Annotated in this window: 16 protein-coding genes and 1 pseudogene; 10 read left to right on the top strand and 7 right to left on the bottom strand. The window is 66.1% G+C overall.

What is annotated here, in order from left to right; translation table 11 throughout:
• Both MYCSM_RS21140 and MYCSM_RS21135 read left to right on the top strand, forming a co-directional pair.
• Positions 1–1,062, top strand: coding sequence for an alpha-ketoacid dehydrogenase subunit beta (locus tag MYCSM_RS21140; RefSeq protein WP_015308207.1), 1,062 nt, complete (start codon positions 1–3; stop codon positions 1,060–1,062).
• Positions 1,059–2,249 carry a dihydrolipoamide acetyltransferase family protein gene (locus MYCSM_RS21135; protein ID WP_015308206.1) on the top strand — a complete coding sequence of 397 codons (1,191 nt, stop codon included), beginning with the start codon at positions 1,059–1,061 and terminating at the stop codon, positions 2,247–2,249. The genes MYCSM_RS21140 and MYCSM_RS21135 overlap by 4 nt, the downstream gene beginning before the upstream one ends.
• Here the strand turns inward: MYCSM_RS21135 and MYCSM_RS21130 are convergent, their stop codons facing one another.
• Together MYCSM_RS21130 and MYCSM_RS21125 are read right to left on the bottom strand one after the other, a co-directional pair.
• On the bottom strand, positions 2,250–2,510 hold the full coding sequence (locus tag MYCSM_RS21130) for a hypothetical protein (RefSeq protein WP_015308205.1): 261 nt from the start codon (positions 2,508–2,510) through the stop codon (positions 2,250–2,252).
• 60 nt (positions 2,511–2,570) lie between these two features.
• Positions 2,571–3,323, bottom strand: a complete 753-nt coding sequence (locus MYCSM_RS21125) for an enoyl-CoA hydratase (RefSeq protein ID WP_015308204.1) — start codon at positions 3,321–3,323, stop codon at positions 2,571–2,573.
• Positions 3,324–3,556: 233 nt separating this feature from the next.
• Between MYCSM_RS21125 and MYCSM_RS38350 the strand changes: the two are divergent.
• The 5 genes and pseudogenes from MYCSM_RS38350 to MYCSM_RS21100 all read left to right on the top strand — a co-directional run.
• Positions 3,557–4,024 (top strand): annotated as a pseudogene (locus MYCSM_RS38350) (helix-turn-helix transcriptional regulator); the annotation flags it as partial.
• A gap of 128 nt (positions 4,025–4,152) precedes the next feature.
• Positions 4,153–6,972, top strand: coding sequence for a helix-turn-helix transcriptional regulator (locus tag MYCSM_RS21115; protein ID WP_015308203.1), 2,820 nt, complete (start codon positions 4,153–4,155; stop codon positions 6,970–6,972).
• Between the two features lie 130 nt (positions 6,973–7,102).
• Entirely contained in the window at positions 7,103–9,922 is a 2,820-nt protein-coding gene (locus MYCSM_RS21110) for an ATP-binding protein (protein WP_015308202.1), read from the top strand.
• A 340-nt stretch (positions 9,923–10,262) separates the two neighbouring features.
• Positions 10,263–13,073, top strand: coding sequence for an ATP-binding protein (locus tag MYCSM_RS21105; protein WP_015308201.1), 2,811 nt, complete (start codon positions 10,263–10,265; stop codon positions 13,071–13,073).
• 376 nt (positions 13,074–13,449) lie between these two features.
• The gene (locus MYCSM_RS21100) at positions 13,450–14,655 is read left to right on the top strand and encodes a GAF domain-containing sensor histidine kinase (RefSeq protein WP_232425646.1); all 1,206 of its coding nucleotides are present in this window, start codon (positions 13,450–13,452) and stop codon (positions 14,653–14,655) included.
• 186 nt (positions 14,656–14,841) lie between these two features.
• Here MYCSM_RS21100 and MYCSM_RS21095 read toward each other — a convergent pair whose 3' ends face one another.
• The 5 genes from MYCSM_RS21095 to MYCSM_RS21075 all read right to left on the bottom strand — a co-directional run bounded on the left by MYCSM_RS21095 (position 14,842) and on the right by MYCSM_RS21075 (position 21,125).
• Complete coding sequence (locus MYCSM_RS21095; RefSeq protein ID WP_051073791.1) at positions 14,842–15,540, bottom strand: GAP family protein; 699 nt, start codon at positions 15,538–15,540, stop codon at positions 14,842–14,844.
• 80 nt (positions 15,541–15,620) lie between these two features.
• Positions 15,621–17,879, bottom strand: coding sequence for an MMPL family transporter (locus MYCSM_RS21090; protein ID WP_015308198.1), 2,259 nt, complete (start codon positions 17,877–17,879; stop codon positions 15,621–15,623).
• A gap of 91 nt (positions 17,880–17,970) precedes the next feature.
• Entirely contained in the window at positions 17,971–18,939 is a 969-nt protein-coding gene (locus MYCSM_RS21085; RefSeq protein WP_232425645.1) for a type III polyketide synthase, read from the bottom strand.
• A 180-nt stretch (positions 18,940–19,119) separates the two neighbouring features.
• Positions 19,120–20,901: an AMP-binding protein gene (locus MYCSM_RS21080; RefSeq protein ID WP_015308196.1), complete on the bottom strand. Its 1,782-nt coding sequence runs from the start codon at positions 20,899–20,901 to the stop codon at positions 19,120–19,122.
• Complete coding sequence (locus MYCSM_RS21075) at positions 20,898–21,125, bottom strand: acyl carrier protein (protein WP_232425644.1); 228 nt, start codon at positions 21,123–21,125, stop codon at positions 20,898–20,900. Before MYCSM_RS21075 ends, MYCSM_RS21080 begins: the two co-directional genes overlap by 4 nt.
• A gap of 464 nt (positions 21,126–21,589) precedes the next feature.
• Here MYCSM_RS21075 and MYCSM_RS21070 point away from each other — a divergent pair, with 464 nt between their 5' ends.
• The 3 genes from MYCSM_RS21070 (at position 21,590) to MYCSM_RS21065 (ending at position 24,196) form a co-directional block, all read left to right on the top strand.
• Entirely contained in the window at positions 21,590–22,870 is a 1,281-nt protein-coding gene (locus MYCSM_RS21070; RefSeq protein WP_015308194.1) for a glycosyltransferase, read from the top strand.
• Between the two features lie 403 nt (positions 22,871–23,273).
• On the top strand, positions 23,274–23,420 hold the full coding sequence (locus tag MYCSM_RS37310; protein WP_015308193.1) for a hypothetical protein: 147 nt from the start codon (positions 23,274–23,276) through the stop codon (positions 23,418–23,420).
• A complete protein-coding gene (locus MYCSM_RS21065; protein ID WP_015308192.1) occupies positions 23,417–24,196 on the top strand; it encodes a crotonase/enoyl-CoA hydratase family protein in 780 nt (259 codons plus the stop codon). The genes MYCSM_RS37310 and MYCSM_RS21065 overlap by 4 nt, the downstream gene beginning before the upstream one ends.
• The last annotated feature ends 74 nt before the right edge of the window (positions 24,197–24,270 follow it).

The following is a 24,270-nucleotide window of genomic DNA, read 5'->3' as shown; positions in this document are numbered from 1 at the left end:
ATGACACAGATCATCGAACGGCCCCCGATGCACGGCGACGATGTACCCGAGCCGCGTGGACCGGTTCTCACGCCGTTACAGACGGCGCCGACGTTGACGATGGCGCAGGCGATCAACCGCGGTCTGCACGACGCGATGGCGGCCGACGACCGGGTGCTGGTGTTCGGCGAGGACGTCGCGACACTCGGCGGTGTGTTCCGGGTGACCGAAGGACTGACCGAAACCTTCGGCGAGCAACGGTGTTTCGACACCCCGCTCGCGGAGTCGGGCATTATCGGCATCGCGATCGGATTGGCAATACGTGGCTTCCTGCCGGTTCCCGAGATCCAGTTCGACGGATTCGCCGCACCTGCGTTCGATCAGATGGTCAGCCATCTGGCCAAGTACCGGATGCGCACTCACGGTGACGTCGACATGCCGGTGACCATCCGCATTCCGTCGTTCGGCGGAATCGGCGCGGTGGAACATCATTCGGAGTCCACTGAGAGTTACTGGCTGCACACCGCGGGGCTCAAGGTGGTGGTGCCGTCAACACCGTCTGACGCGTATTGGCTACTGCGGCAGGCGATTGCGAGCCGCGACCCGGTGATCTATCTCGAGCCGAAACGGCGGTACTGGACCCGTGAGGTCGTCGACACCCGCACTCCGGCACTGCCGATCGGGCGGGCGGCAGTGCGTCGGGTCGGTACGGACGCCACGGTGGTGACGTATGGCCCGCTGGTCGCCACTGCGCTGAGCGCGGCGGAACTTGCCCACCAGCGTGGGTGGAGTCTCGAGGTGGTCGACCTGCGGTCGTTGAATCCGCTCGACTTCGATACCGTCGCCGACTCGGTGCGCAAGACCGGACGCGCGATCGTGATGCACGAAGGCCCGCGCACGCTTGGCTTCGGGGCCGAGCTGGCCGCCCGCATTCAGGAGGAGCTGTTCTACGACCTTGAGGCACCGGTCTTGCGGGCCACCGGGTTTGACACGCCCTATCCACCGGCCCGGTTGGAGAAACTGTGGCTGCCGGGCCCGGACCGAGTGTTGGACTGCGTCGAGCGGGCGATGGAGCAGCCGTGAGCACAGTCAAGGAATTCCTGGTTCCTGATTTGGGTGAGGGTCTCGAGGACGCGACGATCACCGGCTGGAGCATCGCGGTCGGTGACGATGTCGAACTGAACCAGACATTGTGCACGGTCGAGACCAACAAAGCCGAAGTCGAGATTCCCAGTCCGTATGCGGGCCGGATCGTTGAGCTTGGCGGCGCCGAGGGCGACACGCTGAACGTCGGCACGCTGCTGGTCCGCATTGCCACTGAAGCTCCGGCTGCAACGGCTTCGAAGGACGAAACCCCGAAGCGCAAACCTGTTCTGGTCGGCTATGGCGCCGACGACGAGATGGACAGCAGCAGACGCGGATCCGTCGGTGAGCGGCCGCGGGCCAAGCCGCCGGTGCGTAAGCTGGCCGCCGAGCTGAACGTCGACCTTTCGGTCGTGGCGGGCAGCGGGGCGGATGGGGTAATCACACGCGAGGATGTGCTCGCGGCCGCGGGCAGATCGGCGCCAACCCCTGAGATGGTCGCTGTGCGCGGCGTGCAGGCGGAGATGGCACACCGGATGACGTTGTCGCGCAGGCAGATACCCGATGCGCACGCCGGTGTTCAGGTCGACTGTTCAAGCCTGATCCGGATACGCGATCGCTTGCGCGACACCACCGACGACGAGTCGCCGATCACGCCGTTCGTGCTGACCTTGCGGCTCTTGACAATTGCGCTGCGACACCACCCGAACCTGAATTCGACGTGGGTGGACACCACCGGCGGGCCGCAGATCCACCTGCATTCCGCCGTGCATCTGGGTTTCGGGGTGGCCGCCCCGCGCGGGCTGCTGGTGCCCGTGGTCAGCGACGCGCAGGACAAGACCACGCGGGAACTCGCCACTGTCGTAGCGCGGCTCATCCGTGATGCGCGGGCGGGCACGCTGAAACCGTCGGAGTTGCAAAGGTCGACGTTCACGGTGTCGAACTTTGGTGCGCTCGGATTGGACGAGGGCGTTCCGGTGATCAACTATCCGGAGGCGGCCATCCTCGGGATGGGTTCGCTGAAGCCGCGCCCTGTCGTGGTCGAGGGCGAAGTGGTTGCGCGGCCGATGATGTCGCTGACGTGTGCGTTCGACCATCGCATCGTCGACGGCGCTGCTGCGGCCGCGTTCCTCGGCGAACTACGCGACCTCATCGAGGCGCCGGAGCTGGCGCTTCTTGATCTCTGATCAGCAGGGGTCGCCGTCTGGCGTGAAGTAAGGCACGCCTTCGACCGTGTAGCACGGTATTTCGCCGGGGTAGTACGGATCGGTGGCCGCCGCTATGGCAACCCCGGTCGCCACGTCACCGGCGATGTTCGTGCAGCCGCCCACCCCCACATGGCGTCCGTGTGCGCCGGCGCAGATGTCGGCGTCGGCGACCGGTGAGATGACCACCGGCACAACCGCCATTCCCATTGCTGTGAACAGCACAGCTGCCAGCTTCTTCATTTCCTGCTCCTTTGGTGACCCGGCCCGGTAGCAGCGTAGGCGGCTTTTCTGACGATCGGGTCATTTTCGCTGGGCGGCGGCGAGTCTCTTGGCGAATTCCGGCGAGGTGATCGAGGTGGCCTGCGGCCCCAGCTCGGTGTCGACGGCGATCCGGTGCTGTTCGGTGTCGAGGACGCCGGGGTTGGCGGTCGCCCGCATGGAGGCCTTGGTGGCGATCACCACGTCGCGGGGCGCGGCAGCCGGTCCGGCGGCGAGTTTCCTTGCGGCCGCAACGGGATCGTCGGCGACTTCGAGTGCCAATCCGTAGCGCACCGCGGCCTCGGCGTCGAAGCGCATGCCGAAAAGCAGTGAGGCGCGGGCGACTTGCGGGCCGACGCCGCGTTGCAGCATCCAGGTGGCACCGCCACCGGGATGGATGCCGAGCTTTTGGAACCGGGGGTCGAAAAGCGCTGCGGGACCGGCGATTCGGACGTCAGCGGCCAGCGCCAGATTCAAACCGGCGCCCACCGCCGCGCCGTTGACCGCCGCGATCGTCGGCAGTGCGCAGTTGGCTACGGCGAGGAAGCCGTCGTAGATGACGCGCAGGCCGTCCTCGGTCGCGGCGCCCAATGCGGTGAGATCGGCGCCGGCGCAGAACGCCTTGCCTGCTCCGGTGACGATCAGCGCGTGCACATCGGCGTTGGCCTCTGTGGCGTCGACCGCGGTTCGCAGGGCGGCCGAGATCTCGGCGGTGACGGCGTTACGGCGCTGCGGGTCGTTGATCGTGATGAGGGCGACGTGATCGTCGACCTGCACCAGTACTGGATCAGACACGGACTCAGCCTAGTGACCGGGTTTTCGGCCGCACGGCGACGGTGATGGTCATGGCGCAATGGCGCCTGCGGCGATGGCCGTGGCAGCGACCCAGCCGAACAAACCGACCCCTGCCGCCGGCCGCACCGACCATGAGGGCGAGGAGCCACGGCGTGCCGACGACAGTGTTGAGGCCGAGCGAGACGGCGAGCGCGCCGAATTGCGTTGACAGCACGCGCCGCGGCGAGAACCGGTCGACATGGCAGCGCGGCGACGTCCATGAAGCGATGCGCTGGCTGGGCGGCATCGCCCTGTTCGAATCACCACTTGTTGCCGAGGTCTTAATCTGGTGATCCTGGGTGTGCGGGTGGCGTCGGCCGCCGGCGAACCCGTTGTTCACGGGGGTAGCTCAACAATCTCGCGGGATACTAGAGGATGATGCCCAAGCACTCGAGGCCGCCGCGGAGTTGCTTCGGTTAGGGGTGCAACGTCGTGTTATTAGTCAGCCGCGGGCAAAAGCGGGCTGGGACAGCCTCACCGACTCCGAGCTCAGAGTGGTCAACCTGATCGCGACGGGCGCCACCAACCGGTCAGCGGCAGAGCAGCTGCACGTTACGCCTCACACGGTGAAAGCTCACTCGCAGACTGCATTCGCAAAGCTGGGGATAAGCTCCCGCGCCGAGTTGATCAAACTCATGCCCGGCGGCGACCATCCCGCGTAGCGGCCGAGGCGCTGCCCAGATCGCGCGTGCGTAGAGCACTCGACCCCGAATCGGGCCAATGACGTGGGCGGATGCGTAGAATGACCTGCACTGCAGTGGCGGCCCAGCGAACGGTAGACAGGACACCGGTGCGGCCTTCAACCAGCCGATTTGATGTCGGCGCCCAGCGGCTCGCAGCGCCGCCGATTCGGGGCCGGGCGAACGAGCTGAAGGTGATCGGCGCGCTGGTAACGGCGCTGGCGCAGGGGCGCGGGGGTGTGCTGGTCATCGAGGGGCCACCGGGCATCGGGAAGAGCCGGTTGCTGACCGAGGTGATGGCGCTGGCCGAACAGTCCGGGGTGCGCACCTTGTTCGGTGAGGCCTTCGAGTATCAGCAGTCGGCGCCGTTTTTCGCGCTGTTTATGGCGACGCTGCGCGCCGATCCCCCGGTGGGAGATGCCGAGGCGTTGCGGCGGCTGGGCGGCTCGGCTGATCTGCGCTACTGGGTGGTGCACGGTTTGGCCGACGCGATTCATGCCGCGGCGGCCCAGACCCCGTTGGCCATTGTGCTGGAAGACATCCACTGGGCCGATAACAGCACGTTGATGGCGCTGCGGTCGCTGGCCACCACCCGCCCGGCTACGCCGGTGTTGTGGGTGTTGACCGTCCGTGCCGGGGCCGGCGGGCCTGCCGTGCGGGAGACCTTGTCGGTGCTGCAAGGTGCGAATGCCGCAGTAGTGCGGGTGGCCGCGATGTCGGTGGGCGCGGTCGCCGACATGGTCTGTGATGCGGTGCGGGCCAACGCCGATGAGTCGTTGTTGACTCTGGCCGCCAAGGCGCACGGAAATCCCTTCCTGGTCAGCGAGCTGGTCGGGGGTCTGGGGGAGGAGGGCCGGCTCACCGTCAGCGGCGGGCGGGCGGTGGCCGCTGGACACGGGCTGCCACGGCGTCTGGGTGCGGGTATGCAGCAGCGCCTCGATCACCTATCCGACATTGCCGGCGAGGTGGTGCGGGTGGCCGCGGTGTTGCCCGACCGGTTTTCGGCGGGTCTGTTGGCCGCGATGCTGGAGCGCCAGCCGTCCTCGTTGATGGCGGCTGTTGAGGAGGCGGTGCGCGCGGATTTGCTCGTCGAAGACGGGGAGCGGTTGAGGTTTCGGCACGACTTGTTGCGTGAGACCACCCGGCAGTCGTTGCCGCGGTCGCTGCGCCGGGCGATGGAGCGCCAAGCGGCGTCGGTGATGCTGAATATGGGTGCCGCCCCGGCCGAGGTGGCCACCCAGCTCGGGCGAAGTGCTCAGCCGGGGGATAGAGAGGCGATCGATGCGTTGCGGCAAGCCGCACGATCAGTTGGCCACAGCGATGCTAGTGCGGCCGCGGATTTGAGCAAGCGCGCATTGGAGCTGTTGGCCGCCCACGATCCTGAGCGTGGGTCGCTGGTCGCCGAAACGGTGGAATTGCTCAACCGGGCCAGCCGCTACGAGGAGGCCGAAGACTTGGCCGTCGCGGCGCTGTCGGAGGCGGCGTCGCCCCAAGAGGAGGCCGAGATCCGCCTGCGCCTGCCGACGCTCAACAAGCACAGCACACAGCGGCGCGTGGAGGAGAACCGTCGAGCGCTGCTGCTGGGCGACATCAGCGAGGTCACCAGGGCCCGGCATCTCGCGTGGCTGGCCTACAACCTGGCGTTGCACGACCAAGGTGAGGATCGGCGCGCGGCGGCCAACGAGGCGGCCGCCGCCGCCGCATCGACCGGTGATCTTGAGGCCAGGATCCTGGCCAACGTGACCCTCGCTTTGCTCGACGATGGTGAGGGGTACGCGGGCAGCTCGGTACGCCGCCTCGAGGAGCTTTGCACGCTCGCCCGCACGAGTCCTGCGACCGCAGCTCATGACTTGGCCGCAAACCACTACGTGCGAATGCTGGCGGTGGTCGGCCGGTTGGACGACGCTGCGGCCCAGATCGCCGACGGAATGGCGCAAGCCCGCCGGGCAGGCAACGCGATGGCCCTTGATATGTGGACCACGATGGACGGGGGTGTCCATCTTGCGGCGGGCCGGTTGTCTGCTGCGCGCGCCGCGATCGAGTCCCTGCCGCCTCTACAGCCGACAGCCGTGACCGAGCCGGACATGATCCGCATGTTGATTCTAGCCGAGGTGGCGGCGCGTACGGATGACCGAACGTTGTTGCAGCAGATCGCCAATGATGCGCGTGACGCCTACTCCACCGGCTCATCAGTGGTACGTCGGGGAACGGCGCACGTGCTCGCGCTGGCGGCGTGGCAGCGTGACGACGTCCATGACGCGATGCGCTGGCTCGCCGACATCACGCTGTTCGAATCACCAATCTGGCCCCAGGTTTTAGATCAGGTGATCTTGGCGGCGCGGGTGGCGTCGGCGGGCGGCGATGCCGGCTTGCGCGCACGTGTCCTGCAGGCCATTGGCCTGCTCGAGCGGGAGCAGCCGGCGATCCCGTTGTTCGCCGGGGTGGCCGGGTACGCCCGCGGGATCCTCGAGCGCGATGCCCAGGCACTGCTGGCTGCCGCGGACATCCTGCATTCGTCGTCGCGGCCGCTTCTTTACGCCGCGGCCGCCGAGGACGCCGGCCGTGAACTCGCATCTGCCGACCGTGGTGACGAGGCGGTCAATCCACTCAATGCCGCATTCGACATGTACGTGCACCACGAAGCGCTCGCCGATGCGCGCCGGGTCGGACGCGCGCTGCGCCGGCTTGGGGTGGAACGTCGCATTGTTAGTCAGCCGCGGGCAACGGCAGGCTGGGGCAGCCTCACCGACTCCGAACTCAAAGTGGTCAACCTCATCGCGACGGGCCTGACCAACCGCTCCGTCGCAGAGCGGCTGCACGTTACGCCTCACACGGTGAAAGCCCATCTGCACACTGCATTCGCAAAACTCGGGATAAGCTCCCGCGCCGAGTTGATCAAACTCATGACCGACGGCGACCATCCCACGTAGCGGCCGAGGCGCTGCCCAGATCGCGCGTACGTCGGACGATCGACAGTAATTCGGGCCAACGACGTGGGCATATGCCTACAATGACCCGAACTGGCAGCAGCAGTCCAGTAGACGGTAGACAGGACATCCGGTGCGGCCTTCAACTGGCCGATTTGATGTCGGCGCCCAGCGGCCCGCAGCGCCGCCGATCCGGGGCCGGGCGGACGAGCTGAAGGTGATCGGCGCGCTGGTGACCGCGCTGGCGCAGGGGCGCGGGGGTGTGCTGGTCATCGAGGGGCCACCGGGCATCGGGAAGAGCCGGTTGCTGACCGAGGTGATGGCGCTGGCCGACCAGTCCGGGGTGCGCACCTTGTTCGGTGAGGCATTCGAATATCAGCAGACGGTGCCGTTCTTCTCACTGTTCATGGCGACGCTGCGCGCCGATCCCCCGGTCGGAGATGCCGACGCGCTGCGGCGGCTGGGCGGCTCGGCCGATCTGCGGTATTGGGTGGTGCACGATCTGGCCGACGCAATCGCCGCGGCGGCGGCCCAGACCCCATTGGCCATTGTGCTGGAAGACATCCACTGGGCCGATAACAGCACGCTATTGGCGCTGCGATCGCTGGCCGTGCGCCCGGGTACGCCGGTGCTGTGGGTGCTGACCGTCCGCACCGGGGCCGGCGGCCCAGCCGTGCAGGAGACCTTGTCGGTGCTGCAAGGTGCGAATGCCGCAGTAGTGCGGGTGGCCGCGATGTCGGCGGGCGCGGTCGCCGACATGGTCTGTGATGCGGTGCGGGCCAACGCCGATGAGTCGTTGTTGACTCTGGCCGCCAAGGCGCACGGAAATCCCTTCCTGGTCAGCGAGCTGGTCGGGGGTCTGGGGGAGGAGGGCCGGCTCACCGTCAGCGGCGGGCGGGCGGTGGCCGCTGGACACGGGCTGCCACGGCGTCTGAGCGCCGGTATGCAGCAGCGCCTCGATCACCTATCCGACATTGCCGGCGAGGTGGTGCGGGTGGCCGCGGTGTTGCCCGACCGGTTTTCGGCGGGTCTGTTGGCCGCGATGCTGGAGCGCCAGCCGTCCTCGTTGATGGCGGCGGTCCATGAGGCGGTGCGCGCGGATCTGCTCGTCGAAGACGGGGAGCAGCTGAGGTTTCGGCACGACTTAGTGCGCGAGGCCACCCGACAATCCTTGCCGCAGTCGCTGCGCCGGGCGATGGAGCGCCAGTCGGCGTCGATCATGCTGGGTATGGGCGCGGCACCGGCCGAGGTGGCCACCCAGCTGGCGCGCAGTGCCGAGCTCGGGGACCGGGAGGCGATCGACACGCTGCGCCAAGCCGCGCAATCGGTTGGCCACAGTGATGCCAGTGCGGCCGCGGATTTGAGCAAGCGCGCGTTGGAGCTTTTGCCCGCCCAAGACGCTGACCGCGGGCTCCTGGTTGCCGAAACTGTGGTCCTGCTCAACCGCGCGAGCCGCTATGCGGAGGCCGAAGAGTTGGCCGTTGCGGCGCTCTCGGAGGCGGCGTCGCCCCAAGAGGAGGCCGAAATCCGCCTGCGCCGCGCGACGCTCACCAAGCACAGCACCCAGCGGCGCGTGGAGGAGAATCGTCGAGCGCTGCAGTTGAACGACATCAGCGAGGTCACCAGGGCCCGGCATCTGGCCTGGCTGGCGTACAACCTGACGTTTGACCAGTCTGGGAATTGGCGCGCGGCGGCCAACGAGGCTGCTGCGGCCGCGGCAGCTACTGGTGATCTCGAGGCCGGGCTCATGGCCGATATCACCCTCGCTGTGCTCGACGAGGGGAAGGGCTACGTGGGCCGTGCCCTACGCCGCCTCGGCGAGCTTTCCGTGCTCGCCCCCCCGAGTGGGGTGGCCGCAGTACATGACTTGGCTGCAATCCGCTACACGCACCTGCTGGCGGCGGTCGGCCGGTTGGACGAGGCTGCGGCCCCGATCGCTGACGGAACAGAGCAAGCCCGCCGAGAAGGCAACGCAATGGCCCTCGCAATCTGGGCCGCGCTTGACGGGGTTGTCCACCTAGCGGCGGGCGGGTTGTCTGCTGCGCGCGTCGCAGCAGAATCCCTGCCGCCCCGACAGGCAACAAGCGCGACCCCGGGGGACATGATCCGCACGATGATTCTGGCCGAGGTGGCGGTTCGCACCGATGACCGAAACCTGTTGCAGCAGATGGCCAATGACGCGCGCGACGCCTACCCCACCGGCTCAACTCTGGTACGTCGGGGAGCGGCGCACGTGCTGGCGCTGGCCGCGTGGCAGCGCGACGACGTCCATGACGCGATGCGCTGGCTGGGCGGCGACATCACGCTGTACGAATCACCAATCTGGACCCAGGTCTTAGATCAAGTGATCTTGGCAGCGCGGGTTGCCTCGGCCGCCGGAGACGCCGGCTTGCGCGCACGTGTCCTGCAGGCCACCGAGCTGCTCGAGCGTGAGCGGCCGGCGATCCCGTTGTTCTCGGGGGTAGCTCAACACGCCCGCGGGATAGTCGAACGTGACGCCCAGGCACTGCTGGCTGCCGCGGATGTGCTTCATCCGTTGTCGCGGCCGCTGCTGTACGCCGCGGCTGCCGAGGACGCCGGCGCTGAATTCGCACGCACCGATCGGCGTGACATGGCGCTGGTTCAGCTGAATGCCGCATTCGACACCTACCTGCACCACGAAGCGCTCGCCGATGCGCGCCGGGTGGGCCGCGCGCTGCGCCGGTTAGGGGTGGAACGTCGCATTGTCAGCCATCCGCGGGTAAAAGCGGGCTGGGACAGTCTCACCGACTCCGAACTCAGGGTGGTCAACCTCATCGCACAGGGCGTGACCAACCGGTCCGTGGCAGAGCAGCTGCACGTCACGCCTCACACGGTGAAAGCCCACCTGCACAGTGCATTCGCCAAGCTGGGGACAGGCTCGCGCGCCGAGCTGATCAAACTCATGACCGACGGCGACGATCCCACCGATTAGGTTTTGGCGACTTAACCTTTACCCCACCAGGCCTGAATGATTGCCTGACCGCATCGGTTGCGACACACAGGATTCGTCGGTGGCCCCGATGACCTCGGTTACCGGTACTCATTCATGTCTGCTCAGCTCCGCGTCGGTTCCGTGGTCGGTGTGCGATAGCCAGTCGAGTGCTGCTCGATGGCTTTCGTGGATGTGTGGGGCCAGTCCGCGCTCGGTGAGATGCCCCGACAGCTTTCATGTGAATGAACGAGCTGGTCGCGAATCGGGCCGAGGCGTGGGCGGCTGCCTACAATGACTTCACTGCAAGCGGCAGTCCAGTAGACGGTAGACAGGACATCCGGTGCGGCCTTCAACTGGCCGATTTGATGTCGGCGCCCAGCGGCCCGCAGCGCCGCCGATCCGGGGCCGGGCGGACGAGCTGAAGGTGATCGGCGCGCTGGTGACCGCGCTGGGTCGGGGGCGCGGGGGTGTGCTGGTCATCGAGGGGCCACCGGGCATCGGGAAGAGCCGGTTGCTGACCGAGGTGATGGCGCTGGCCGACCAGTCCGGGGTGCGCACCTTGTTCGGTGAGGCATTCGAATATCAGCAGACGGTGCCGTTCTTCTCGCTGTTTATGGCGACGCTGCGCGCCGATCCCCCGGTCGGAGATGCCGACGCGCTGCGGCGGCTGGGCGGCTCGGCCGATCTGCGGTATTGGGTGGTGAACGATCTGGCCGACGCAATCGCCGCGGCGGCGGCCCAGACCCCGCTGGCGATTGTGCTCGAGGACGTTCACTGGGCCGATAACAGCACGCTGTTGGCGCTGCGATCGCTGGCCGTGCGTCCGGGTACGCCGGTGCTGTGGGTGCTGACCGTCCGCACCGGGGCCGGCGGCCCAGCCGTGCAGGAGACCTTGTCGGTGCTGCAAGGCGCGAATGCCGCAGTAGTGCGGGTGGCCGCGATGTCGGCGGGCGCGGTCGCCGACATGGTCTGTGATGCGGTGCGGGCCAACGCCGATGAGTCGTTGTTGACTCTGGCCGCCAAGGCGCACGGAAATCCCTTCCTGGTCAGCGAGCTGGTCGGGGGTCTGGGGGAGGAGGGCCGGCTCACCGTCAGCGGCGGGCGGGCGGTGGCCGCTGGACACGGGCTGCCACGGCGTCTGGGTGCGGGTATGCAGCAGCGCCTCGATCACCTATCCGACATTGCCGGCGAGGTGGTGCGGGTGGCCGCGGTGTTGCCCGACCGGTTTTCGGCGGGTCTGTTGGCCGCGATGCTGGAGCGCCAGCCGTCCTCGTTGATGGCGGCTGTTGAGGAGGCGGTGCGCGCGGATCTGCTCGTCGAAGACGGGGAGCAGCTGAGGTTTCGGCACGACTTGCTGCGTGAGACCACCCGGCAGTCGTTGCCGCGGTCGCTGCGCCGGGCGATGGAGCGCCAAGCGGCGTCGGTCATGCTCAGGATGGGCGCGGTCCCGGCCGAGGTGGCCACTCACCTGGCGCGCAGTGCCGAGCCCGGGGACCGGGAGGCGATCGATGCGTTGCGCCAAGCCGCACGATCGGTTGGCCACAGCGATGCTAGTGCGGCCGCGGATTTGAGCAAGCGCGCGTTGGAGCTGTTGTCCGCCGATGACGCTGAGCGTGGGTCGCTGGTCGCCGAAACGGTGGAGTTGCTCAACCGCGCGAGCCGCTATGCGGAGGCCGAAGAGTTGGCCGTTGCGGCGCTGTCGGAGGTGGCGTCGCCCCAAGAAGAGGCCGAGATCCGCCTGCGCCTCGCGACGCAGAATACGCACAGTACACAGCGGCGCGTCGCGGAGAATCGCCGAGCGCTGCTGCTGGGCGACATCAGCGAGGTCACCAGGGCCCGGCATCTCGCGTGGCTAGCCTACAACCTGATGTTTCAGAAGCAGCACGGTGGGCAACAGCGCGCGGCGGCCAACGAGGCGGCCGCCGCCGCCGCATCGACCGGTGATCTTGAGGCCAGGATCCTGGCCAACCTCACCCTCGCTTTGCTCGACTCTGGCGACGGCTACGTGGGCCGTGCCCTACGCCGGCTCGAGGAGCTTTGCACGCTCGCGCGCACGAGTGATGCGACCGCAGCTCATGACTTGGCCGCAGTCCACTACGCGATCCTGCTGGCGGTGGTCGGCCGCTTGGACGACGCTGCGGCCCAGGTCGCCGAGGGAACAGAGCTAGCCTGCCGCGAAGGCAACACGATGGCCCTCGATATCTGGGCCACGATGGGCGGGGTTGTCCACTTAACTGCGGGCCGACTGTCGGCCGCACGCCTGCCGCGCCCACAGCGGACAGTCGTGACCGAGCTCGACATGATCACCATGGTGATCCTGGCCGAGGTGGCGGCGCGTACGGATGACCGAACGTTGTTGCAGCAGATCGCCAATGATGCGCGTGACGCCTACTCCACCGGCTCATCAGTGGTACGTCGGGGAGCGGCGAATGTGCTCGCGCTGGCGGCGTGGCAGCGCGACGACGTCCATGACGCGATGCGCTGGCTGGGCGGCGACATCACGCTGTTCGAATCGCCAATCTGGCCCCAGGTCTTAGATCGGGTGATCTTCAGTGCGCGGGTGGCGTCGGCGGGCGGCGATGCCGGCTTGCGCGCACGTGTCCTGCAGGCCATTGGCCTGCTCGAGCGGGAGCAGCCGGCGATCCCGTTGTTCGCCGGGGTGGCCGGGTACGCCCGCGGGATCCTCGAACGCGATGCCCAGGCACTGCTGGCTGCCGCGGACATCCTGCATTCGTCGTCGCGGCCGCTTCTTTACGCCGCGGCCGCCGAGGACGCCGGCCGTGAACTCGCATCTACCGACCGTGGTGACGAGGCGGTCAATCCACTCAATGCCGCATTCGACATGTACGTGCACCACGAAGCGCTCGCCGATGCGCGCCGGGTCGGCCGCGCGCTGCGCCGGCTTGGGGTGGAACGTCGCATTGTTAGTCAGCCGCGGGCAAAGGCAGGCTGGGGCAGTCTCACCGACTCCGAACTCAGGGTGGTCAACCTCATCGCACAGGGCGTGACCAACCGGTCAGTGGCAGAGCGGCTGCACGTTACGCCTCACACGGTGAAAGCCCACCTGCACAGTGCATTCGCCAAGCTCGGGATAAGTTCCCGCGCCGAGTTGATCAAGCTCATGACCGACGGCGACCATCCCGCCGATTAGGTTGTGGCGACTTAGTCATTACCCCATCCGGCCTTAAAGATTACCCGCCAGGCAATGGTGCCGTGCTGCCAGCGCGGCGAACGTAGTAGTCGTCAACTAATTGCGTTCTCACTCGAACGACGGCCGAGGCTCGGCCGACACCGCGCTCGTGAGCACACGAGGAAAAGAGCGAATGATGCTGAGTGCAACCCCTGAACTGATCGCCGAATCAGCAAACAGCACTCCCGATCCCGATGCGCAGGTAAGACGCGCGAACGGCGGCGCTCGCAGCGCAGGATTTCAATCTGAACCGACGTTCGATGCTGATGTAGTGGACCGACTCTTAACCGCCGCGACCCTTTCTGCCGAATTTGGGGGGTCTCTCCACGATGACACGTTGTACGCCGAGTATCGCTGGCTCGCCGCCGAGCAGGACGCGTTGCGGCGGTTGGCGGCGTTGGTGGCGGGCGGGGTGGGGCCGTGTGAGGTGTTTGGCGCGGTGGCCGATGAGATGTGTCGGTATGCCGGCGGGGAGTGCGCGGGACTGTACCGCTATGAGAGCAGCGGGGAGATTACGTTGATGGCCGGTGCTTACCATGCCGCTGCCAGCCCGGTGCAGTGGCCGGTGGGCACGCGGACACCGATCGCGGGCAACACCTTGGCCTCGACGGTGCTGGCCACCGGTGGCCCGGCGCGGATGGACAGCTATGAAAATGTCGGCGGGGCGCTGGCGGCCCAGGTGCGTGCGATCGGGGTGCGTGCGGCCGTCGGGGTGCCGGTCATCGTCGATGGCCGGGTGTGGGGACTGGCCACCGTCGGGACGCATCGACCCGGCCCGATGCCCGCCGACGCCGAGGTGCGCATCACCTGTTTTGCTGAGCTGGCCGCCACTGCGGTGGTGGCCGGGCATCGCGACGAGCAGAAACAACAGCTGCTGGCCGAGGCCTCTCAACGGTTGCATCGGGCCGCCGATGGTGAGCGCCGACGCATCGAACGCGATCTGCACGACGGCGCCCAGCAGCACCTGGTCACCCTGGCGCTGCACGCGCTGGAAGCCGAAGCCTGCGCACCGGCCGAACTGGGCCAGCTCAAGAACCAATTGTCGCGCCTCGTGTCGGGATTGGCCGAGGTGTCGCTGGAGCTGCAGGAAATCTCGCGCGGCATCCCGCCGGCGATTCTGACCAAGGGCGGACTGGGCGCCGCGCTGGCGCAGTTGGCGCGCCGCTGCCCGGTGCCCGTCCAGCTTGACGTCAACCTGACCGCCACGCTGCCCCAACCCCTCCAGATCGCGGCCTACTATTTGGTGGCCGAGGCGCTGACCAACACCGCCAAACACGCCCACGCCCACACCATCGAGGTCCACCTCCACACCGACCACACCGACACCGGCACCGGGCAATCCGGTGATCCGGTGCTGCGGGTCTGGGTGACCGACGACGGCCGCGGCGGCGCGAACCCCCACGGCGGCTCCGGGCTGGACGGGCTCAACGACCGGATACACGCCCTGGGCGGACGACTGTGGCTGCACAGCCCCCCCGAAGCCGGCACCACCATCCGCGCCGAACTCCCACTCACCCCGGCACCGCGCCACAGGCTGGTTTGACTAGTCCGGCCACTCCGCCGCCTAACCCCTATCACAGGCCAACGACGTTGGCGGGGTACACCATTCACCCACTCCCTACCGAGGGATAGCCAGCGTCTGGGTCGGTCTCGACTCCGCATCTTCGTCGATAAAGTGGACGGCGTTCGGCGGTACCGCATTCGGTGCAGCCGGCGACTTCGTCAGCCACTAGACATTGCGCGCGCCAGCAATCACGAGTAAGACACCGGCTACGCCGACGACAACAGCGAGGATGGTGTGGCGGCGAGCGCGTACCCAATCGTGCAGCCGCAGGACGACGATCACCGTTTTCGCCGGCATCACGAGATAGCTGATCAGTGGGATCTCAGCGACGGTAAACGCTACAAAGGTGAACATCAGCGCCGCGCTCAATTGGGCAGCCGTAGCCGCTCGCGACGCCAGAATTGCGATGATCGCCGCGAGGTACTCGACGGGGGGCGTCGCCCACCCAACGCCGGCGACGACCGCCACCAGCAGTGTTTCGCCTTCAAGCTTGCGGCGGATGGATAGTCGGCGGGATCCAGCCGGTGTGCCTGTCTTTAGCAACAAAGTTGAGTGATCACCGCCGGTCACCCCTGCTCGCGCGCGCTCGCGCGCCAGCAGACGCGCCCCGATCACCACCGCGATGACACCGACCGCGACTTGGATTGGCGCAACAACTGAGCTACTGATAACTGAACCCACGACTCGCATAACGGAAAGCATGAGGTCGCGATGAACCAGTAGCAGGAGCAGCGCGGCCGCAATGCCCGCTGTTACGCCGGCGAACCAGAAGACAAACAGATTGAGCATGGGCCGTGGGCGTGAAATCAAGAGCGCCACGATCCCGATCCGAACCGGGTCGATTGCTGCCACAAGTGCAAGCATGAGAACTGCGGTATACACTGCCGACACCTATTCTTCAACGAATGCCGCTGTGCTACAGCAAAAATGGTTCATCATGACCGTTAGCCAGAGTAGGACCGCTCTTTGACCGGCGTGGTCGGTGGACGCGGGGGTTCGTTCATCGGGAGCTTGTTGTGCAGCCAACCAAGCAATCTCGTTGACCACCAATTGAACCGGCCCATGATGTGCATGAACGCCGGAACCAGCAGCATGCGCACAAGCGTTGCATCTCCCAGCACCGCCAGGGTCAACCCGAGACCGAACATGCGCATGAACGACACCTGGGCGGCGATCATTGCGGCGAACGAGATCGACATGATCAGTGCGGCGGCGGTGATCACCTTGCCGGTGCGGGCCACTCCGAGCGCCACGCTTTCGTCGTTGGCGGCTGCCGTGCGGTTGGATACGAGCCAATATTCGTGGATCCGCGACACCAGGATCACCTCGTAGTCCATCGACAACCCGAACGCGATGCAGAACAGCAGCGCTGGCATGGTGACGACGAGCGTGCCGGTGGCGGTGGTACCCAGTGCGCCCAGGTGCCCGTCCTGGAAGATCCACACGAGCGCGCCGAAAGCAGCGGTCAACGATAAGATGCTGAGCGTCAACGACTTCAGCGGTAACACCACGCTGCCGGTCAGCACGAACAACAGCACGAACGTGATCGCGGCGATGATCGCGAGGACGATCGGCAGTCGCGACGTGACGGCATGGGTGGTGTCACGGTTGATTGGCGCGCTCCCCGTCAGAAGCGTATGGCGGCCTCCGGGGCCGGGCACGGCCTGCAGCCCGTCGAGCTGCGTCCGGGAAGCTTGCGAGTACAGCGGTGTGCGGCTGGTAACGGTCAGAAAGGCACTGCCATCCCTGACTGCGGTTGCGGCCGAGGGTGATCCGACACGCGCACCGGCGACGAACGTGCCATCCGGTGCAGACACCGACTCCACATCGGTCACCTCTGAGAGCTGGGCTGCGTAGCGACCCAAGTCCGTTGACGTGAGTCCGGATACATCCGGGATGACGGCGGTGACGTTGGTCGCCATGTCGTCAGAAAAGCCGGTGCGCAGCTGATCGCCCACCTGGTGCGACGAGGTCGATACTGGCAGTACACGATCGTCGGGCAGGCCCCACTTACCGCTCAAGAACGGTATTCCAAGTGTGCTCAGCAGTGTGACAACCGTGAGCAGGATCGGAATGGCATGGCTCATCACGAATTTGGCTAACCGGTAGAAATATGTCTGCTCGACCGGACGGTGGACGGGCTCCGGCCGCCGCAGCATTAGCCGTACCAGCCGGCGCACATCCAAAGAATCTAGTCGCGCGCCCAGCAGCGCGATGACGGCCGGGGTCACCACGATCGCGGCGACGGCCACGAACGCCACCGTCGCCAAACCGCCGTAGGCGAACGACTTCAGGAAGTACATCGGAAACAGCATCATCGCCGACATCGACAGCGCCACCGTCGCCGCCGAGAACAGCACGGTGCGCCCGGCGGTGCCCATCGCGTGGATCAGGGCATCGTCGCGGCTGGCCCCCTTGGCAAGTTCGTCACGGAACCGGCTGACGATCAGCAGTGTGTAGTCGATCGCCAACGCCATCCCCATCGCGACGCATAGATTCAGCGCGAAGATCGAAACGTCCGTCGCAAACGTGATCGCACGCAGCATGGCCATCGAACCGAAGATCGCGAAGCCGCCGACTGCCAACGGCAGTGTCGCCGCGGCTAACCCACCGAAGACCCACACCAGCACGACGAAGCTCAGCGGGATCGCTATGGATTCCATCAGCTTCAGATCTTTTTGGGTCTGGAGGTTGATCTGGGCGCCGGTGATGGCCTCGCCACCCGCGCGTACGGTCACCCCGTCACGGTCGTGCACCAATTCGTCGCTCAGCGCCTCGGCATGCTTCGGTGCGCTGTTCTGATCGCCGACGATGCCCGCGACAATCAGCCCGGCGTTGCCATCCTTACTGACCAGCGACCCCGACGTGGAGGCAGGTGCCGTCCAGGGCGAGATCACTTGCGCCACATAGGGCGAGTTGTGCAGCTGACGCACGATGTCTGTGCCCACCGCCCGGCTGGCACTGCTCGCGGCGCCGTCGCTGGAACTGACGGTGATCAGCATCTGCATGTCACCCTGATCGAACTTGCCTGCCAATAGCTGTGCGGCCTTCGCCGAGTCTGCGGTGGGATCCTCAAAGCCGCCCGCCGACAGGGTGTTCGCCGCCGGTATCCCGAAGATCGCCGCGCCGAGCACGATGAACAAAGCGATTGCGATGATTCGGCGCGGCGCACGTATGGCCAGCCGAGCGATTCCCTCTAACACGTTTCCTCCGAACCGATCCCGCGATCTGTGCTTCCCGCGATGGGCGCTTTGTACGGCTTGCATGGTTGAAGCGACGGGTACCGATTCTGGTTCAGAACCGAACGACTGCGCCCTCGATCGTGAGCCCCGGGCCGAACGTCAATAGGACCCCATACTCTCCCCGGCGGGGGTTGTCGACGCGCAGAATGTTTTCCAGCACCAGAAGCACCGTGGCTGAGGCGCAGTTGCCGGCGTTGGCCAGGACATCCCAGCTGGCGCGTAGTTGAGCTGGCTGCAACGCCAACTGCTTTCCCAGCACCCGCAGGATCTTCGGGCCGCCCGGGTGAATTCCCCAGTGACCGACATCGCCAGCGGACAGTCCCAGCGGCTCTAGGAGCTTGACCAGAAAGCCGGCGATGTTCTCCTGCAGCACCGCCGGTACGCCCGCGGCCAGCGTCATCCAAAACGACTGGTTGCCGACGTTCAAACTCATCATCGTGTGGTGGTCGTAGAGTTGCTCGGTGTGGGTGCGCAGGAACTGGATTCCTGCGCCGTCGGGTGCCGAGCCCATCAGCATCGACACGCTGGCATCGCCGAACAGCGCCTGGGTGATCAGCGATTCCACCGGATCTTCGCCGGGCATCGGGCTGCTGCGGGCGTGGGCCGAACTGAGCTCGGTGCAGTTGCAGAGCACCAGCTCCTCGGGCCTGGCCGCCACGCTGTCCATGGCGACTTTGATGACGTTGAGCGCCGCATAGCAGCCCATGTGGCCGATGAACGTGCGCCGCAGATCCGAGCGGAGACCGAGCTCCTTGGCAAGCAGCAGATCGGGTCCCGGATTGACATAGCCTGTCGAGCACGCCATCACGAAGCTGCCGACGCGGCTGGTGTTGCGTCCGCCGATCGTTTGCTTGATCGAACGCGAGGCGACATCCATGACCGCCTCGGCATGCGCGGCCATCCGGTCGCCGGTAAGCATGGCGCAGACTTGCGGCAGCACATCGGGGTCCCACATGATGTAGCGCTTGTTCACCCCCGTCGACTCGACGATTCGCTTCGCGAATGGAACCGGCGGCGACATGTGAACAAACAAGCGCTCCCAGCTCTCCTGCATCGTGACCTCAAAGGGCGGATGCGCAGATGAGAGTCCCAGAAGGGTAGGCCGCAACCGCACCGAGCCTGCCGTCCGCTGACTCGGCGAGGGTGCACCCCCCGAGACCGTCTGGATGGTGGTTTCTGTCCGAAGCATGCCTATCGTTTCCTATTGCTCGGTGGTAACCGACGGCGCGTTTGCCGCCCGTCGTGCCAGTCTCGCGCGGGTATGGCGCAGTTCCCCGCGGGCGGCCGCCACCAATAGCCTTGCGGCAGAAACCTTCTTGGGAGGCGACAGGGTGCCTGACAGCCACTGGGTGCGCGCCTCGCGCCGTCGGAGCTTTCCGCTGCTTGTGCGTGGCAGCGTGCCCGGTGCCACCAATTCCACATGCGCAGGCCGGATTTGCGTGCGCTCCTGCACTCGCAGCGCTACCTCATCTGCCAGTGTCGCGGCCGCGTCTGTAGTGGTCTCGACGAGCATGGCCAGCGCCTCGTCGTCCTCGCCGACAGGGACGAATCCCACGGCGACGGCACATCCGATCCGCACACCGGGCAGCCCATCCAGCGCTGCCTCGAATTCCTCGGGCGCGTGGTTGGCGCCGCGTACGACGACGATGTCCTTATGTCGTCCGCACAAAAAGAGCTCGCCTTCGTGGGTGAACCCGAGATCGCCGGAGTCCAGCCAACCGTCGTGTAGCGCCTGATCCGTCAGGTCGGTCCGGCCGAAGTAGCCCACCATCACGCTGGGCCCGCGAACAAAGACGTGACCAGTGCGGCCGGAAGGCAGTGCCACCCCGGCCGCGTCACGGATCTCGACCTGCACACCGGCCAGCGGGCGGCCCACACTTACCAGCTCTTTATTTCCTGGCGCCACAATGCCTTCCACAGCCAATTTGTCGGCGTCCACGCCAAGGGTGCGAAACACGGTGCCCGCGGGTTTGAACGTCACCCCCAATGAGGCCTCGGCCATCCCGTAGCAAGGCGTAAGCGCCGAAGCGCGCAGGCCCCAGCGCTCGAATCGTTCATTGAATCGTCGCTGCAGCCCCGCGCTGACCGCCTCGGCTCCATTGAGCGAGACCGTCCACGACGACAGGTCGACGCCCTGGAGCTCCTCGTCGCGGATACGTTTGAGGCATAGGCCGAACGCGAAATTGGGTGCCGCCGAGACGGTTCCCTGATGTCGCGAGATGGCCCGCAGCCACGCACCGGGCACCGCGACAAACAGCTCGGGCGCAAGTAGCACGAGCGGACCAGGAAGGTAGAACGCGGACAACAGATTGCCGATCAACCCCATATCGTGGTACAGAGGCAGCCACGTGACGCCGACCGGCCTCGGCGCGCCATTGTCGGTGAGGTAGTGGTTGATCGCCGCGAGGTTGGACAGCAGATTCGCATGGGTCAGGGCCACCGGCTTGGGATCATTCGTCGTGCCCGACGAGAATTGGATTAACGCCAAGTCGTCGGCCGCGACCTCGACCTCGACGGAGTTGGTGCCCCCCAGACTGGACGCGGTCACACAACCCAGGCGCGGTTCTGAAATGTCAACGGCGACACCGAGGAACCGGCGGATGCGTTCGTCTGTCACCACCATGGCCGCGTTCACCGCCCGCAGCATGGCCGCGGTGCTGCGGTGATACTCGTCGAGCCGGCCGAGCCGCATGGGCGGATATAGCGGAACTGGGACGGCGCCGGCGCACAGCACGCCGAATAAACACTCCACGAACTCTGGACAGGTCGGCAGCACGAGCGCCACGCGATCGCCCTTGCGTACCCCACGGCTCCGCAGATCCGCAGCGATCGAGAGCGCACGCTCCCGGATACGAGCCATCGGGACGTGCAGGTCTTGCTCTTTGCGGTTGACGAAGACCAGGCTGACGCGAGTCTGTGCAGCCGCGGCGAGCATGTCGTTCAGCGTCTGGTGCTTGACCCGGACCGGGGGAGCGCCTCTCACGGTCGCTCCTGAATGCGGCGGAGCGCTAATGCTGCTAGATCGCCAACGGTGCGCAGATCGTCTGCGTCCTGCTCATCGAGGATGATGCCGTAACGCTCCTCGATCTTGAACACGAGTGACATGACTTTGAGCGAATCCAGGCCCCAGCTCTGTAGAGCCGCTTCGGCGGTGACATCCACAGCTCCCACTTCCGCGGCGACGAGGTCGATGATCTCCTGCGTCACGGCCTCAAGCGCTACGGCAGAGTTTTTCGGCGACATGCGGTCTAGTGTTGCGGGTCAGCGCCTCCCTGTCGGCAACACTGGCAAGCAACATGCGTTGCGTGCTAGCACTACCCACTAGACGCGACGATCCCCACACGAGCAGCGAAAGCCGTTGTCATGCAAGCTACATTGCGCCCTCTGGTGTTGATCGGGGATAGCAGTTGAGCTGCACAAGACACGTACCTAAGTCATCCAGACATTGGTGTTCGACAGCGCGACGCAGCGCCGCGCGGCACCAATCCCCGCCGCGGAGCGAGAGCCCACGCTGAAACGGTCGGTATTGCAACGGCTTTCTCGTCGTCTTCGTGGTGGGTAGTGCTAGCACGCAACGCGGTTGCTTGCCTGTGTTGACGACACGGACGCGTTCGTAGGCAACGATGTGAGACGCGACATGCTCACCCCGCCACCGAGAATATGTGAGAACAATGGCAAAGATCCTGGTTTACACTTCGCCGGCACTGGGCCATCTATTCCCTTTCAGCGCACTGCTGTTGGAATTGTCGGGCCGCGGCCACAACATCCATCTACGCACGCTGTCCGGGGGTGTGGAGATGAGCCGAAGCCTGGGTTTTACCACCGACAGCATCGATCCGCGAATTGAGACGATTGTCCACGATGATTGGAAGGCCTCAAACCCCCGTGCCGCACTCAAGAGGGCGGTTGACGTGTTCTGCCGACGCGCCGCATACGAAGTCGCCGACTTTAACGATGCGATCACGCGAACGCGCCCCGACGCGTTGATTGTCGACATCAATTGCTGGGGCGCCCTGTCGGTCGCCGACGCGCGTGACATCCCGTGGACATGTTTCTCCCCCTACACGCCGCCTCTGCAGTCACCTGGAGTACCGCCCTTCGGGCTGGGTCTGGCACCACTACCCGGCACGTTGGGCCGAGTCCGGGACGCCCTGCTGCGGCCCATCGTGATGGGCCTGCTGGAAAAGGCAGTGTTGCCGCTGGGCAACAATATTCGCGCGAGCGCCGGGGCGCCGCCGGTCGCGTCGGTGGATGAGTTCATGCGACGAGCGCCGCTGATGCTGGTGGCAAGCGGCAAGCCGTTCGAGTATCCGCAGACGGAGTGGGGCGATGCGGTACAGATGATCGGTCCATGCATGTTTGAACCCGCCATGGATACAGTTCCTGACTGGCTCACGGCGATTGACCGTCCGATCGTCCTGGTCACAACGTCATCGCAAAGGCAGGCCGATGCCAAGCTGGTCACAACCGCGATGACCGCGCTCGCAGATAAACCGGTACATGTGGTCGCGACACTGCCTGCCGGCCTGCCCCGCGACGTTCCAATCGCACCGAACGCGACGGTGTGCGAATTTGTACCGCACGGCCCGGTATTGGACCGCGCGGTGTGCGCTATAACCCATGGCGGAATGGGCGCGACCCAAAAGGCGCTCGCCCGAGGCGTTCCGGTATGTGTCGTCCCATTTGGGCGCGACCAATTCGAGGTCGCACGGCGGGTTGCGCTGGCCCGCTGCGGCACCCGGTTGCCAGCGAAAAAGCTGACCGCCGATCGGCTGTCGGACAACGTTCGACAAGCGATCACCATGACAGCAGGCGCGGCGCGTGTGGCGGCGGGTTTCGCAAGTACCGGCGGCGTCGCCCGTGGCGCCGACCTCATCGAGCAACGTGTGCTCGCAACCGCACCCAGCTCCGCTGTTGAGGACCTCGAGAGCGGTTCGCGGCCTCGCTACTGAGAGGTGTCGGTCAACGTGTGGCCGACCGGTTCAGCGGACACATTCTGGGCTGCATCGGTTCGCGCGGGTCTGCCTCATGCCGGCTGCGGACCCGCGTACCGGATCGACGCGATCACATCCTCGCTGCCTAAAGCGTTCTGCGACAACGCATCTGCGATCCGATCCGGGCCGCCGAAGAAGACAGGACCGAAGATGCGTTGTCGCACATCCCCGCCGGCGCGCCCGCGATCTGCAGCCGCAGCTGCTCTATTCCGGCTAGCCGGGCACCGCAGATACGGGCTGGCAAGTACACGTACTTCACCGTTATGCAGCGGTCTTGGGCGTTAGCGATGACGACATCGCCTGGGGTGAACCGCGAATGTGGTTACCACGCGTAATCAATCATGTCGAAAGGAATTAATCGATGGCAGAGACAACCAACGCGGGGCCGAAGGCCGGGGTGCGGTTGATCGAGTTGGCTCCCGCAGTGATAGCCCCGTCTGCGGCCCACACCGCCGAGGTTCTGGCTGAGCTACCAGCAACGACGCCGACAGGAAGGCAGACAGCATGAGCAGCACTGAAGTATCGACCGAAGTACGCACCGAGCGAATCGGTTCGAGCTTGCTGATCACCATCGACCGGCCCAAGGCGCGCAACGCGGTTAACGCCGCGGTGGCCGCCGGGGTGACCGCCGCGCTGGATGAGCTGGAAGCCGACGCCGGGCTGCGGGTGGGCGTGCTCACCGGCGCGGAGGGCACCTTCTGCACCGGCATGGACCTCAAGGCGGCCCTCAAGGGCGAGACCCCCGAGGTGCCCGGCCGCGGATTCGCTGGATTGACAGAGGCTCAGATCAGCAAGCCGCTGATCGCCGCGGTGGAGGGTTACGCGCTTGGCGGTGGCTTCGAGCTGGCATTGGGTTGCGATCTGATCGTCGCCGCCGAGGACGCCAAATTCGGCCTGCCCGAAGTCACACGGGGGCTCATCGCAGCCGGTGGCGGAGTTATCCGGCTGCCCAAGCGGATCCCGTATCACCTGGCGATGGAGTTTCTGCTGACCGGCCAGCCGGTCACCGGGCGCCAGGGTGCGGAGCTGGGCGTCGTCAACCGGGTCACTGCCCCCGGTGAAGCCGTCGCCGCCGCCCTCGAGCTGGCCGACCAGCTCACGCTGAACGCCCCGCTGGCGTTGACCGCGGTCAAGAAGATGGTGCGCTCGGCCGACGGGGTGCCCGAGGCCGACGCATTCGCCTTGCAGCGCAAGGTATTCGCCGACCTGATGGCCTCGGCCGACGTCCGCGAAGGGATGACCGCCTTCGCCGAGCGTCGCGCGCCGCAATGGAAAGGCAAATGACGTGAAGCATGACGGTGCGCCGCGGGTCCAGGAGCTGGTGCGCACTCAGACAACAGATTTGACCCCAGCTCCGG

This window comes from Mycobacterium sp. JS623, from assembly GCF_000328565.1.
Taxonomy (GTDB): domain Bacteria; phylum Actinomycetota; class Actinomycetes; order Mycobacteriales; family Mycobacteriaceae; genus Mycobacterium.
Note: the sequence above shows the minus strand (reverse complement) of the source record. Positions and strands in the feature narration are given on the sequence as shown.